Origin of the sequence: Vibrio cyclitrophicus (assembly GCF_024347435.1) — a bacterium.
Lineage (GTDB): Bacteria > Pseudomonadota > Gammaproteobacteria > Enterobacterales > Vibrionaceae > Vibrio > Vibrio cyclitrophicus.
Map to the genome: position 1 here is coordinate 3,169,543 of NZ_AP025480.1, position 14,829 is coordinate 3,184,371.

The 14,829-nt window shown below is 42.0% G+C and carries 12 protein-coding genes and 4 pseudogenes; 7 read left to right on the forward strand and 9 right to left on the reverse strand.

What is annotated here, in order from left to right:
- The first annotated feature begins 27 nt into the window (after window positions 1–27).
- The 4 genes and pseudogenes from OCW38_RS13870 to OCW38_RS13885 all read left to right on the forward strand — a co-directional run.
- Window positions 28–1,392: a hypothetical protein gene (locus tag OCW38_RS13870; RefSeq protein WP_261894544.1), complete on the forward strand. Its 1,365-nt coding sequence runs from the start codon at window positions 28–30 to the stop codon at window positions 1,390–1,392.
- A gap of 307 nt (window positions 1,393–1,699) precedes the next feature.
- Window positions 1,700–2,863, forward strand: coding sequence for a tyrosine-type recombinase/integrase (locus OCW38_RS13875; RefSeq protein ID WP_261894548.1), 1,164 nt, complete (start codon window positions 1,700–1,702; stop codon window positions 2,861–2,863).
- Window positions 2,860–3,459 (forward strand): hypothetical protein, encoded by a 600-nt coding sequence (locus OCW38_RS13880; protein WP_261894550.1) that lies wholly within the window; start codon window positions 2,860–2,862, stop codon window positions 3,457–3,459. Before OCW38_RS13875 ends, OCW38_RS13880 begins: the two co-directional genes overlap by 4 nt.
- A gap of 562 nt (window positions 3,460–4,021) precedes the next feature.
- Window positions 4,022–4,315, forward strand: a pseudogene (locus tag OCW38_RS13885) (helix-turn-helix domain-containing protein); the annotation flags it as partial.
- Window positions 4,316–4,373: 58 nt separating this feature from the next.
- Here the strand turns inward: OCW38_RS13885 and OCW38_RS13890 are convergent.
- The 4 genes and pseudogenes from OCW38_RS13890 to OCW38_RS13905 all read right to left on the reverse strand — a co-directional run.
- A pseudogene (locus OCW38_RS13890) lies at window positions 4,374–4,589 on the reverse strand (transposase); the annotation flags it as partial.
- Between the two features lie 79 nt (window positions 4,590–4,668).
- A complete protein-coding gene (gene ltrA, locus OCW38_RS13895) occupies window positions 4,669–5,937 on the reverse strand; it encodes a group II intron reverse transcriptase/maturase (RefSeq protein ID WP_261894552.1) in 1,269 nt (422 codons plus the stop codon).
- Window positions 5,938–5,993: 56 nt separating this feature from the next.
- On the reverse strand, window positions 5,994–6,194 hold the full coding sequence (locus OCW38_RS13900; RefSeq protein ID WP_261894554.1) for a hypothetical protein: 201 nt from the start codon (window positions 6,192–6,194) through the stop codon (window positions 5,994–5,996).
- Window positions 6,195–6,485: 291 nt separating this feature from the next.
- Window positions 6,486–7,397, reverse strand: a pseudogene (locus tag OCW38_RS13905) (ISAs1 family transposase); the annotation flags it as partial.
- A 161-nt stretch (window positions 7,398–7,558) separates the two neighbouring features.
- Here OCW38_RS13905 and istA point away from each other — a divergent pair.
- The 3 genes and pseudogenes from istA to OCW38_RS13920 all read left to right on the forward strand — a co-directional run.
- Window positions 7,559–8,251: pseudogene (gene istA / locus OCW38_RS13910) on the forward strand (IS21 family transposase); the annotation flags it as partial.
- Window positions 8,248–9,042, forward strand: coding sequence for an IS21-like element helper ATPase IstB (gene istB, locus OCW38_RS13915; RefSeq protein WP_046209544.1), 795 nt, complete (start codon window positions 8,248–8,250; stop codon window positions 9,040–9,042). The pseudogene istA and the gene istB, both read left to right, overlap by 4 nt.
- A 291-nt stretch (window positions 9,043–9,333) precedes the next feature.
- The gene (locus OCW38_RS13920) at window positions 9,334–10,335 is read left to right on the forward strand and encodes a sugar transferase (protein ID WP_261894556.1); all 1,002 of its coding nucleotides are present in this window, start codon (window positions 9,334–9,336) and stop codon (window positions 10,333–10,335) included.
- 154 nt (window positions 10,336–10,489) lie between these two features.
- On the opposite strand, the gene OCW38_RS13925 is transcribed toward OCW38_RS13920, so the two are convergent.
- From OCW38_RS13925 to OCW38_RS13945, 5 genes are read right to left on the reverse strand one after another with little or no spacing between them, the layout of a single operon-like run.
- A complete protein-coding gene (locus OCW38_RS13925; RefSeq protein WP_261894558.1) occupies window positions 10,490–11,422 on the reverse strand; it encodes a KpsF/GutQ family sugar-phosphate isomerase in 933 nt (310 codons plus the stop codon).
- Window positions 11,423–12,175, reverse strand: coding sequence for a 3-deoxy-manno-octulosonate cytidylyltransferase (gene kdsB / locus OCW38_RS13930; protein WP_261894560.1), 753 nt, complete (start codon window positions 12,173–12,175; stop codon window positions 11,423–11,425).
- A 3-nt stretch (window positions 12,176–12,178) separates the two neighbouring features.
- Window positions 12,179–12,742 (reverse strand): KdsC family phosphatase, encoded by a 564-nt coding sequence (locus OCW38_RS13935; RefSeq protein ID WP_102351258.1) that lies wholly within the window; start codon window positions 12,740–12,742, stop codon window positions 12,179–12,181.
- A gap of 2 nt (window positions 12,743–12,744) precedes the next feature.
- Window positions 12,745–13,542 carry a 3-deoxy-8-phosphooctulonate synthase gene (gene kdsA / locus OCW38_RS13940; RefSeq protein WP_261894561.1) on the reverse strand — a complete coding sequence of 266 codons (798 nt, stop codon included), beginning with the start codon at window positions 13,540–13,542 and terminating at the stop codon, window positions 12,745–12,747.
- Between the two features lie 8 nt (window positions 13,543–13,550).
- The gene (locus tag OCW38_RS13945) at window positions 13,551–14,822 is read right to left on the reverse strand and encodes a capsular polysaccharide export protein, LipB/KpsS family (protein ID WP_261894562.1); all 1,272 of its coding nucleotides are present in this window, start codon (window positions 14,820–14,822) and stop codon (window positions 13,551–13,553) included.
- Between the last annotated feature and the right edge of the window lie 7 nt (window positions 14,823–14,829).

A 14,829-nucleotide genomic window follows, 5' to 3' on the forward strand; every position in this document is an offset into this window, starting at 1 on the left:
ACACCCTTAGTTAATAAAGGAAATTGAATGAAAAAAAAGACCGCCCCACTTCATATTAACGCGAAGTTCGCCCAAAAAAGTTTACAGCGCATGCAACGTCAACTCATCAAAAATAGCGACGACTTTTGTGTCAGCTTCTGTTTTGACTTTGATAAAAACCAATGCAAAATCATTGGAGGGCATGCGCCTGAATATTCGCTCATTACTTTAGATCTCAATGACGGCATCAGAGCGAACAAGGCGCTACGCTCATTTTCATTGTCGGGTGATGTGTTTAAAAACTGGCTTGAATCTGCCATCGAACTTCAACACCTCATGAAAGAGGACTTCGTTACTCTGCATATTGACGGTCATTTAAAAGACACTACGCCTTCTATCGTCATCTACGACATCAAAGCGGTCTCTCTTCTTAACAAAAAAAATGACGTTGATGCCATACTAGCTCGTGCTTGTCGCCGCCAAATTAAGACGCACGATCCGCTGGTTCTGCACCTTCAGTTTATTGATTCCGATATTCAACGTGACTATCAAACGATCAGCAAATCCACCTGTCAAAACCTTATCCATGAGATAAAGCCGCATTCCCCTTTTCAAATGATTGAATTTGAACCGGAGACGAAAGAACTCAAAATCATGCGCCAAGGTAAGGTTGCAACGAGCAAAACTAACCTTAACATCGATCTCGGGCATTCGTTCATTTCCTCTGAGCCGGGTGTGGAAATGCTTGGGCACATGATCGAAATCACGGCCGATAAAGACATCCAGATCCGCCAAGAAAACGATCGACTGATCATCAAAACTTCCGAACAATGCTCGGCACTGTCGCTTGAGGGGCTTGATGAATTTAAGCAAAAAATGGCCGATATACTTAACGTCTTATCCACCTTCACCGTTGACATCTCTCCGTTCAAGGCTGAAGTTGAAGAGTTGCGCAAATACCTTGATGTTCGTTCTCAAGACGTTGCGTATTTTGTGCTTCAAAAAGAGGACTCGTTCTTAGTCGCGCAAGTTGAAAAAGAAACGCACACCAAACCCATAGAAACGCACACCAAACCCATTGTGGTGTCTAATTTATCCATGTCAGGCTACGATCAAATCATTGTACAGATTCATTTAAAACCGTTTATCGACCTGAAAATTTCGAACTTCATCGAAATGAAAGAGATGAAAGTCACCATCTATAAGAACGACCGTCTCGAAACGTATATGGGCTTCTTTGACGAAGCCAGAAAAGATCTCCCGACACAATCCCTTGCTGTCGAACACGTTACCAACCCGCAGAAAATTCGAGAGATCAATATCGCACTGGAAGATTATAAAAAAGACAAAGGCTTGGTTAAGCCGGAAAAAGCAGGAGAAAACCACACCTTAGATTTAGAGTCGATGTTTTAAAAAGCGAAGCGATGCAGAGATAACCGCACAAAAAATTCGCATAAACACTGGACATTAAAACAGTATGAGTCTAAATTGAATGGTGAAACTTTATACAAGCAGGGTGATAGGTTCATTAGGTAATAAAGCCGTGACACACACCCGAGTTTGAGAAGAGTAAACATGCAGTTGGGATAGGAAGGCGGCAACCTCCCTACCCCGTACCGGCTGCGAGCACTTTAACGCAACCCAGCCGATGGCTCGATTCTAGCGAATTCCATTGGTGAGGGACAGATCTATTTACGATCTGACATCCATGGAGGCCACTATGGCTCATATTCGCGTACGCCCTAACGGGCGCATTCAGTTCGATATTCATGTGTACGGCCAACGCTTTCGCGAAGGCACCAAACAAATGGCTAGCCCAAAAAATTTAAGACTTGCTCAAGCCGCCCTCAAACAAATGAACGCCGAGATTGACCTTGGCACTTTTCAATACCGCGACTACTTCCCTGACAGTAAAAAAGTCGACCTGTTTGAACGTTTACAGCGCGAGAAGTACCCCGACCGCCTGTATCCATTTTTTAATGACTTTGCGAACCAGTGGTATGAGCGTCAAAAAGGCAATTGGAAAAGCAGCTATAAAAGCGTGGTAAAAAACACGCTCGAACACTACCTCATTCCGCACTTTGGCAATACGTTGGTTTCCGAGGTGTCACTGTCGCAAGTGGAGTTTTTTCGTCAGACGCTGCAAGAAGGTCGAAAAGATGATGGCACGCGCAAGCTCACCAACAAACGCATTAATAATATTTTATGGCCATTGATTGCCATTATCAGTCTTGCCGCCGAAGAGCATGACTTCAAGTACCCCTTTCGACGCTATAAGTCTCTTAAAGAAGAAAAGGCAAACTCAAAACCGCTGACCATGGAGGAAGTGCGCACTTTCTTAGAGTGCTGCGATGAGCAGTGGCATGATTACTTTTTACTGCGATTTTGGACGGGGATGCGAAGCTGTGAGGTACATGGGCTGCATTGGGAGCACATTAATTTTGACCATCGATTGATTCATGTTCAACAAAACTATGTGAATGGGGAAGTTTGCGATGTGAAGACGCCTAAATCACGTCGTGATTTACAGATGTGTGACACCTTATACGCCGCGCTCAAACGCCAGTGGGAAAAAAGAGAGAATAACAGCCCGTTTGTGTTTCCCTCCAAAACCGGAGAGGGACTCAATACGCAATACATCAGCCAAAAGGTATGGCATCCAACCTTGAAAAAGGCCGGGCTCACACCTCGCCGCGCCTACGAGACGCGTCACACTGCGGCAGTACTTCACATTGCCGCGCATGAGAATCCGCTTTTTATCTCACACAAGTTAGGGCACAGCGATACCAAGCTCCTTTTTGAGGTGTACGCCCCTTATGTCGCCAACGCTTCCAGACAAGACGGAAACGCGTTTAACGATATGATGTTAGGAGGCATAGCATGATGATACTGTCTTTTAACCGCGCCCAATACTTTCATCAAAACCTGACGGACAAACATCAACTGTGTTCCTTTGCTTTAGGCATTGAGCTGCCTTCGGTTTATACCCTCATCGGTAATAAACGAGTCATGCCGTTGAATTCATTGAACGAACAAAGCCGTCTAGAAGCGATAGCAGAGCAATATTATGAGCGTTTTATGGAAGATCCGAGGCTGCGTTCGGTACTGAATGCGTATGCCGACAGCATACTGAGTCCAGAGATGGTCATGTTACACGATGTTCGGTTACACGCCCAATACGCAGGGTTGCCTTTAGCTAAGTACTACAGCGCACTGAAACAAACCGATGGGCATTGGGATAGAACAACGGTCTGGGAAAAGCATCTTCAATGGTGCCAAGCGTTATCATTAGCTTTGTATGAACATTATCAAGATCCACGCAGTGATATTTGTTATGGCGAGAAAAGTGTCATTGTCGATAAACCGCATGATAAGCAGTGTTACAGCTACACGGCCATCAACAAACCCGTGTCGTTTCAGCTCAACCGATATCAGTACAGGCAACTACCTTGGCAGTGGGGAGAGTCACTAGATATGTAGCTCTACTTATATCAAGGGCTAGATATCTCTCTAGCTCTTGATTCTTAATAATCGTCCTCGCATCCGAGGACGATTAGCGACGAAGCATGGTTTTTCTAGGTTAAGGGAAAAATGGTTAAAAGTATAAGTATCAAAAAAAGCTTCTCACGGAACTTTGTATGTGGCGCATTTCAATTGTCGCCCTTCCAAGGTTTCTTTTACCTCCACAGCTTAACCAAGCCCATACTCATTTTCTAATGCGGTATTAACTAATGCACGATAAGAACTGTAATACCGAACCAGCCGCAGCAATACATTGACCGCAATCCCATCAGTGGCTTTAACTAACAATACGCAACTTGAAATTAACGCTGTTCAAAAAGCGATAAAAACATTAAATATCAGAATGTTAGGTTTTTTATTTTTATCACTTTCCCTATAAATAACTTTAGATTTATACACAGGCCAAACCATAATCAACTATGTGTGTCAGCGCCGATGTAAAAATGACCCACTAACGCCGATTTAAAATTGACCCACTTGAGGCAAACTATCCGTTCGTAAATGGACAAAGCGGCGGATTATGATCAATCAGGAGCAACTAGTGGAAATACATGTTTTACATCAGCAAGGGTGCAGCATCCGCCGTATCGCCAAGGATTTGGGTATCTCAAGGAATACCGTTCGTAACTATCTCCGTGATAGAAGCAAAGCCCTCGTGTACCCCGAGCGTCAATCGCGACCAACTAAACTTCAGCCATACCATGACTACTTGCGTACTCGCATTGACGCAGCAAAACCGTATTGGATACCAGCAACAGTCCTACTACGTGAATTAAAAGCGCTTGGCTATGAGGGCGGTATAACGATGCTCAAGGAGCACATCAAGCAATACAAACCTAGCACGCCAGTCGACCCCGTGGTTCAGGGCAAGATTACGAAGCCCCTTGTACTGCAAGGACTTGCGAAAGGTAGCTATTGCTACGGTTTGCTTTTTTCTGCTTTCTTTTGATCCCTGCTTTGAAGCTGGTTTCTTCCGTCAGCAGATTTAAAGCTATATGTCTTATAACTGCTAAATTCTCACCAGCTTGCTCTCGACGAATCCGACATTCATCTTCTTTAAAACCTACGTCTAATCGCCAGTGCATCTGATGGTGAGTAGACCGCAGGAACTACCCCTGCAGCCTCTCGCAAAACGGTACGTGAACCTCTCAGTTCATACCGCTTCCATTAGGCAAACGATCCTCTCATTCCATGCCTCCAATGGGCAAACAACCACGGATTCTGCTTAGCTATCCTTTCCAAGAACAGCGTTGCTCGAGTCTTATGGCGACGAAGATTTTTGTATTTGCGTCTCGCCCACCTAATCAGAGCTTTGTTGATGTGTCTAAACACTGGGTATAGCGACGACCGATAGTACTTACCATAGTACCCAATCCAGCCATTTATCATTGGATTTAACCAACCTGATATCTGTGCGATGTTGAGATCTGTTCGGCTTCGTACCTTCAGCGTTTTAATTCTCCGCCTCATCGCTTTCAAAGCAACCTTACTCACCGCTGGCGTGAAGCTTACAAACATACTGTTTCGCTTGGTGTTCTTCACTAATCGACGCCTGAATGTATATCCAAGAAAGTCGAAGCTTGTGTGTTCATGGTTGCCTTTTCGGCTTCCGTCCTTGCAGTAAACTATTTTGGTCTTTTCTGGATGCAACTCTAGACCACACTCAGCAAAGCGCTCTCTCAGTACCTCTAGCATGTGTTCGGCTTCTTCTTTGCTTTTGCAATGAACCAGCCCATCATCCGCATATCGACACCAAGGTATACCGCGGTAATGCTTGTGTAACCATTTATCGAAGACATAATGTAAAAAGAGATTGGCGAGAACAGGACTGATTACCCCTCCTTGAGGTGTTCCCATATCCCTTGCTTTCAACTCTCCATCTGGCATTTTCATCGGTGCTGTTAACCAACGTTTGATATATAACCTTACCCACTTTTCTGTGCAGTGTTTATCGACTGCTTTCATCAGTAGGTCGTGCGGTATTTTATCAAACAATGCCCTAATATCGAACTCAAGGCACCAGTCATAGTCCCAACACCGTCTTCGAGTTACACCTATAGCATCTAGAGCCGATTTCTTTGGTCTGTATCCATACGAATCTGGCAAGAAGTGCGGTTCTACTTGGGGTTCAAACGTCAGTTTGACCACCATCTGTGCGATGCGGTCACTGACGGTTGGTATACCAAGTATCCTCTCGCCTCCGGCTTTCTTTGGAATGGCTACAGCCAGTACTGGCGGAGGGAAGTAGGTTCCCGATGCCAATCGGTTCCAAATTTTATAGAGATTTCCTTTTAAGTTCCTGTCAAAGTCGGCCAGTGTTTCATTATCAACCCCTGCCGCGCCTGCATTTGCTTTCACCAACTTGTATGCGTTGACTACTTGCCATTTTGAAATGTTGAATTGTTTTGTCTTAACCTCTGCCTCCTCCTGACGCATTGTCAGTTGGGCAGAACTTAACGACGACCTAACGCTACCCCTTCGCTCCACAACCATTACAGCTGTTTCCTCACTACTACAGATAGCTCCGTCCCAGTGCTGTGCATCGGTACTCTAATACTCGCCAATTCAGTGGCTTGTATGTCTTCCTTAAGCATCACAACGACTGGTTCCCGCAGTTCCCAGAAAGAGCCTGATATAGATTCACGCCCACTATACGCCGGACACCGTCTATGCAGCATTCGGAGTTTACTCATAGACTTATCCCAAGAGATAGAAACGCCCTTGGTTTTGATGTCAGTCTCTGGATTACGACGCGTCCACATGGGTTCGGGTTAACTCGTCTCTCTATATCGTACCTGCCGAACTTTCGTTCGCACTTTGACTCCAACGCTCATGACCATAGCTCTTAACTACAGCCACTTGGAGTGGTTTGAAGCCAGCTTCCGACAGCAGACTTCGGTGGGCCTACCACCATCTCTTCCTGAGCTTATGCCTTAAGTCATAGCATCTCCTTATGCTGCTAACTTCAGTGCCTGCGGCACACTTTCAATGCTCCAATGTGCTCGCGTGCTCTCGAGTAAAGCTTTAGCTGTCAGTTTTGCTGAGCTTATGTAGTGCTTGATTTGCATTGTTTCTGCTGGCTTATCACCTTCTTGACGAATTGAAACGACCATACCAATGGTGGAGAGTCCCGCCCAATCAAGCGCTATATCGCCTAAGAAATCTGTATTGTGAACAACCATACTCAAACGCGTTTCTGTACGACCATGTCCTTTCTCTTGAGTGACGTATTTATCACCTTCAAAACTATTAAGCATACTAGAATTAAAGACTTGGCTAATCGCTTGCTCCAATCGTTTTTGATTACCTTTTACCGCTAAGAGGTAATCTGCATCTTGGCCGACTATCTTTTCAGCTATATCCTTCTGGCATCCCATAGCATCAATCGTCACTAAGCAACCTCGTAAGGAAAGCATTTCAAGCAGTTCGGGGATCGCTTTGATTTCATTGCTTTTGTCTGCTGTTTTAACCTGCCCTAACACAACTTGATTTGCAGCACTAAACGCACTAACCATATGGATTGCACCACAACGCTTGTCTTTGTTGTATGTGCCTCTGAGAGTTTTGCCGTCGATAGCAATCACTTCACCCTCAGTCACCTCATGACAGTCTTTCATCCACGCAGTAAAACATCGTTGCAGTTGCTTGGCGGAAATAAGATTGATAACTCGGGCAATGGTATCGTGTACTGGTATGCCTTGTTTGAAATCACCATACTGTCTAAGCCATTCCAAGTTATCTTCACCAAAATCTTCAATATCCTCCCAACCTTCAGCACCAGCAATCACTGCTGCAATTGTTAAGAAGATAATGTCGGTTAGCGTGTGCTCTATTTTCCAAGCTTGGCGAGGGTCTCGAATAACTGAAATATGGTCCAAAAGGCTTAATCCGTTCATTAGGCTAAATATCTGCTGTTAAAAAACAGTATATGATCACACCTAAATCTGATCATCAAATCGATCTTGGATGTATTGAGATTATTGTGACTTCAGTATCTAATTAGTGAAAATATGACTACTCGTCATCCCTTATTCCATAAGGGTTTTTCATGATCTTGCCCTGCCCCGTGGTTCGATTCGAGACAAAGCCTGGTGAGCAGATGCAGGTCGACTTCACTACCATCACGCATTACGGCGTACGTGTTAAAGCCTTCGTTGCAACGCTTGGTTATAGCAGAGCGACCTTCGTTCGCTTTTGCGAGCGAGAGCGACAAGAAGACTGGGTTGAAGGTCTTGAAGAAGCGTTTGAATACTTCGGTGGCGTACCCAAAGAAGTTCTCTTCGATAATGCAAAAGCCATCATGATAGAACGAGATGCTTACGGTGAAGGTGAACACCGATGGAATCCTATGTTGCTCACTGCCGCTAAGAAGTACAACTTCAAACCAAGAGCTTGCCGCCCTTATCGCGCAAAGACCAAAGGGAAAGTGGAGCGATTTAACTCTTACTTGAAAAGTAGCTTCGTTACTCCGCTTGCAGCGACACTCAAACAACACGGACTTAAAGTCACCGTCGATGTTCTTAATGGGCATATCGGCGCGTGGTTAGAAACCGTCGCTCACCAACGGATCCACGGTACGACGGGTACAAAGCCTCAAGTTCTCTTAGATGAAGAGCGCTTTACACTTCAACCCCTCACGTCACCGACACGCCTAATGGTACCGCTAACAATGGGTGATAATGTAATGCCAGTTGAGAGCTTCCAACACCCACTCTCAACCTATGACGCGCTGTTGGAGGTACGAGTATGAACCTTCAAATGAATCGCATCGAAGCGGCCTGTGCAGCGCTGAAGTTACAAGCTATAGGTCAGGACTGGCCAAGACTGGCAGAAGTCGCTAATAGTCGTGAGTTCAGCCTAGCCGATTACTTAGAGTCACTTCTCAACGCAGAGCTTGATGCGAGAGCTGAACGCACAAGAGCCACGCTGACCAAATTCGCCAGCTTCCCTATGGAGAAAACATTCGATGACTATGACTTCAAGTTCGCAACAGGCGCTCCAAGAAAACAGCTTAAGGAGCTAACAGGGTTAGCCTTTATTGAGCGAAAGGAAAACGTGATATTACTTGGCCCAAGTGGCGTTGGTAAAAGCCACCTTGCTGTGAGCCTTGGTCAAATAGCGGTTCAAAAGGGTCTAAAGACACGCTTCATCACAGCAGCAGACTTAATGCTTCAACTGTCTACAGCAAAAACTCAAGGCAAGCTTGAAAGCTACCTGAGACGAAGCGTGCTCGCTCCAAAGCTTCTTATCGTCGATGAAATCGGATATCTACCGTTCGGCAGAGAAGAGGCGAACTTGTTCTTCAACGTCATCGCTAAAAGATACGAGCAAGGCAGCATTATCGTGACCAGTAACTTGCCGTTCTCTCAATGGTCAAATGCGTTCGCCGACGATACGACACTGACGGCGGCGTTACTGGATAGACTTCTTCATCACTCGCACATCGTACAAATCAGTGGAGAAAGCTATCGATTACGAGGAAAGAAGGCGGCTGGAACCATACCAACGGTTCTAGAGAATCTATCTGAAAGTAGAAGTTAATTACGTGGGTGGGTCAGTTTTACTTCGGCGATAACGTCGATAAGTGGGTCAATTTTAAACTGGCGTTGACATGTGTACATGTTTGCCACTTTAGCGTATTATTCACGCATTCATATTCCATATTAACAGAGGCTAAGTTTCTTCATATTGTCAAAGGAGTATCGTTTAATTCAATAGAATCAAAACATAACAATATGCGGAACAATCGGGCTTACATAGAAAAGCTTTGTTGATATGGATATTAAACTTACTAAACGTTCTTTGAACAACAATTATAAAAGCAAACTTATAATGAAAAACTCAGTTGCTCTAAAACAGTCTCACCCATCAGAACTTTCCGATACAACCTTTGAAGCAGAGTCAGATCACCAGGCTCTACAAACCCTATCATCAGAAAGTAAATCGACACTCCACATATACGCACCCGAATCATGTTTAGATACCCTTCGTTCTGTTTTAGCTCGACATGACATTAAACACGACATAAACAATTACTCAATCAGAGACTTTAAAGGTGAAACTTTATGTCACTTTAGAAGTATGGAACTAAGTGAAGAAAACCGTGCTTTTTTGATCGGTGCAACAGAGCTTGGTGCTTGGGTTGAGCCGTTAGCTAGCTACTTTGATAGAACGCTTGGTTATACTGAAACAGAACTGCTCCACAGCGGATACTTTCTGCACCAAAAAGCCTTTTCAATTCTGTCAAACAAAAGAAATGTTAATGAAAAGCGCTTTATAGACCTACTGTTCGTTTTCATGATCGGTTTGATTGCGATTCCTATCGGGCTTTTAACTGCCGCATTAATCAAACTTGAATCACCTGGCCCTGTCTTTTTTAAACAACGACGAACTGGCCAATACAATCAAGAATTTGAAGTTATCAAATTCCGTTCAATGCGTAACGACGCAGAAAAGAATGGTGCTCAGTGGGCAACGAAGAATGATGCTCGAGTAACTAAAGTCGGTAACTTTATTCGCAAGACACGTATTGATGAACTGCCACAGTTGATCAACGTATATAAAGGTGAGATGTCGATGGTAGGGCCACGCCCTGAACGTGAGGTGTTTATTGAGGCTCTAGAAAAAGAGATTCCATACTACCGTTTTCGTCATGCAGTAAAACCCGGAGTAACAGGTTTAGCTCAAGTAAAATACCCATACGGCGCCTCTGTTGAAGACGCGGTTTGGAAGCATAAATTTGATATTTACTACATCAAACACCAGAACTGGCGTATGGAATTGAAGATTCTCTTCTTAACCGTTAAGACCGTTGTTTTTGGAATGGGTAGATAAGTTGTTCAGCAGTAAATCAAATATATAAGCCTCCGATAGTGGAGGCTTATTTTCCAAAATAGTAATTTCAAAACTAACCATTGCTGTCTAAAAGTAAACTATTCGAATACGTATAGATTCATTTACCATAACAATGCACTAACTTTAAGCGAACTCACTTTTTCAAAATACCAACAACTTCGTTGTTTTCTTTAACCAACAAAGACGTGATGCCCTTATTTTCCATCACTTCATAAGCTTCTTGTATATTAAGTTCAGGGGATATTGAAGCCGGATTAATTGAAGCTATATCTTTTGCTACCAAATCGAAGGCATCTCTACCTTTTGACTCCATTGCTCTCCTCAAGTCGCCATCAGTGATAATAGCTAAGGTTTCGTTATTTAAGTTTACTAATGTTAACCCTAAATGGCTTGATGATATTTTATGTATAATAGAAGTAAAGTCAGCATCCGAAGGGACACTGGGAAGGTTGTCAGAAAACATTTCATCTCGTACTTTCGACAGTAACCGACGACCTAAACTCCCCCCAGGATGAAAACGTGCAAAGTTCTCAGGTTTAAAACCGCGAACATCCATTAAAGCGACTGTTAATGCATCACCCATAACAAGAGTTGCTGTAGTTGAAGATGTTGGTGCTAACTGCAGAGGGCAAGCTTCTTTAGGTACAGCAATATCTAGATGACAGTGCGAATTTGAAGCAAGTGTCGAGTTTTCTTTACCTGTGATCGCAATGACGAAGTTATCATTATCACGCAAGAAAGGTAATAGCTTTAACACTTCATCAGTTTCACCTGAATTCGATATAGCAATGAACACGTCTTCAGGCTTCACCATTCCAAGATCACCATGAAATGCCTCACCGGGATGCATAAAGAAACTTGGTGTACCAGTACTCGCAAAAGATGCTGCTATTTTTTTCCCTATAATTCCAGATTTTCCCATCCCACAAATGATTGTTCGACCTTTTGTGTTAATAATGGCATTGATAGCCACTTCAAATTCAGAACCTAACCTTTTTGCCATGTAATCCAATCCTTCTATTTCGGTTTGAATTACCTCTCTTGCAATATCAATTGAACTAGCCATTTAAAACGTCTTCTCTTCCATTATTTTTTTGATAGTTTCGTAATCGTCACTAGTATCTATACCATGAGGGACGACACCATCAAATGTCATTGCCCCAATACTCATTCCATGGCTTAGAGCACGTAACTGTTCCAATTTTTCATAACTCTCAAGTTCATCTTCTGCGTATGAACAAAATTCTTTCAAAGCAGAAACTCGGTAGGTATAAATCCCGATATGTCTTTTTGCAAATGACAAATCAGAAGGGTTATCACGATTCATTGGCGACGCGGAACGAGTAAAATAAAGCGCTCGACCATTATGACCAAGAACCGCTTTAACTACATTAGGGTTTACAAAATCATCTAGGGAACGCAAAGGAACTACTGCTGTTGTGAGATGGTAAGAGGGATTTGACAACGTAAATGAGACAAGTTGTTGAATGAGCACTGGTGGGATCATTGGTTCATCTCCTTGCACGTTTACGACAACGGTATCACCGCTCCACTCTTTAAGCTCAACAACCTCATTGATACGATCCGTACCGGATTGATGTGACGAGGACGTTAAAACCACTTGGATGCCCTCATCTTTTAGCACATCACTGATTCTTTGATCGTCAGTGGCGACAAAAATATCAGCTTGCTCGATGCCCGCCTCTTTACAACGCTCTATTACATGCCAAATAACAGGTTTATCAAGCAAAGTTAATAAAGGTTTACCAGGTAGTCTAGATGAGCCGTATCGTGCTGGAATTACAACTTTCACACTCATTATTTATTGCTCCATTGTTGCTACGTCATCTAAGCGGATTTTATCAAGTAAAGGTTCATATACCTCTTTTAGTGATTTATCAAGTTGTGTCACCAATAATAGGTCAACAAACTCTCTTACCATGCCCTTACCACCCTCAAAAGACGAAACCCAATCTGCACTATCGATAGCTAAACTGTGAGCGTCAATTGGCGACACAGCTAAACCTACCTTTTCAAAGATCGGTATATCCAGCACATCATCCCCTAGGAAAGCAATTTGATCTGATGTGATTTCATATTTAGAGCAGATATTCATTAAAGCGGGAAGTTTATTTTTACAACCAGTAATTATTTCATCAAAACCCAGTTGTTGGCATCGAGTATCTAAAGCTGAACTCGCTTTACCTGAAATAACACCAACAAGAATACTATGGCTACGTAATAACTCGATAGCCAAACCATCTTTAACATTAAATGATTTGAAGCACTCACCGTCTTGATTAATATAAATTGAGCCATCAGTCATTACACCATCAACATCAAGCAAAACCATTTTGATATTATTACAGACCTGCTTATCCAACATAATTAGACCAATTTAGATTCAATAAAAGCGCGACGATGAACGACTTCATCAATCTCAAGCAAAGTCTCTAGTAGTTCTTCCATATGTTTCAGTGGCAACATATTTGGACCGTCACATAATGCCTTATCTGGGTTCGGGTGAGTTTCCATGAACAAGCCATCAATACCAACAGCCACTGCTGCTCTTGCAATAGCCGGAACATGATAGCGATTCCCACCAGTTGAACCATTCAGAGTACCTGGCATTTGAACACTGTGCGTTGCATCCATTACAACCTTACACCCTGTTTCTTTCATGATAGTTAAGCCAGGCATATAGTTAACGAGTTGACCAAAACCAAAGCTAGTACCACGATCACATAGCCATATATCATCGTTACCAACTGCACGACATTTCTCTACTACTGGAGCCATGTCTGATGGATGCATCCATTGACCTTTTTTAATGTTGACAGGTTTACCCATCGAGGCAACTCGTTGAATAAAACCAGTTTGACGCACGAGAAAAGCCGGAGTTTGTAAGACATCAACAACTGATGCAACTTCATCCAAAGGAGTATCATCATGAACGTCTGTTATAATTTTTACGCCTAACTGGTCTTTAGCTTTTTGAAGGATCTTCAATCCTTCTTCAACACCCGGACCAGTAAAAGCTGAAGCCGATGAACGGTTAGCTTTGGTAAAAGAAGACTTAGCAATATATTCAATACCAAGTTTATTTGTAATTTCTTGTAACTGTGCAAAAGTATCTAGGACTAAGCCTTCAGATTCAATGACACAAGGACCAGCTATAAGGAACATGTTAACCTCTAAATAATGTAATTAATGATTTTATTTGATGCATATTCTACGTCCTGTTCTTGATAATTATAAACGGAACCAGGAACTTGATATTGTTGTAAAACTTGATATTTATAACTTTCAAAATCACCTTTAGCCGAGGTATCTGAAAATATATTATGAGAAGGTAATGGTCTATTTACTAATCCATGTTCAGTATAAAAAGACTTTCCTAAACATATAACATCACAAAAAGGTATAGCTTCAAATCCAACAGTTGAGTTTATAGTTACGCAAATTTTAGAATTTGATACCATCTTTAACGTATTTTCATTTGTTATAATGGTTTCGGGTGGAAATTTGTAATTGTCCACATCAAGTGGATGCATTTTAAAGACTAACTGCATACTCTTATAGTATTCAGAGTCTACATATTGTTTATATACAAAATCAATAAATTCTTGAGTACTGCGGAATGAAGAGTTAATTAACGTCTGAGTATCATTAGATAACTGTAATGGCACAAATATAATATCTTTATCGATGACGTTTATTTCATCTATGGATTGACTATTTTTTCTTTCAAATAAAATTTTTGCCTGCAGACTTATATAATTTGCCAAGTTCTTTCTATATGGTGTTTTAGACGAAATTTTTGTATGTTCATGATAAAAAAACCTATATATTGCACTTAGCATAAAGTAATAAAAAAACTTAATTTTAGATGGCCTTTCTCTTCTTTCGACAAAGAAAGCGTCGTCAATACTGATTTTATCACATTCCGGGACTATATTATTTTCAACATCAAAACTACAAAACCTAGAATTTGCATTTACTCCTTTAGAATCAATTGTCGTTGAATATGGGCGAAAAACCCCCCTCTCAAAAACAAAGTATTTTAGATTTTCTCTTTTTAGAATATCGATAGCAAATGCATGCTGCCAGCGTAAATCATTATATAATAGAAAGACACTTTCTTTATTAGAAACAATATACTCTTCTATTACCTTATAATTTAAAATGTCTGACTTTATATTATCGAGGTCTTCTCCGCGGCTACCAGTGATATTACTTAATGACTTTATCTTTGATACGAACAGATAATCTTCAATACTAACGTTATCAACATCGGATACTCTAGGAACAAAAATATTGAAGTCGCTCAAGTAAATCTTATTTGCCTTATTAAAAGTAAAACACTCTTTCTCAATTTTACACCCTATTATATTCTCTATTTCACAGGAAATGTCGTTAAAATAATTACTATATGGAGGGTCAAAGCATACTATTTTCTTTATCATAGAAAAA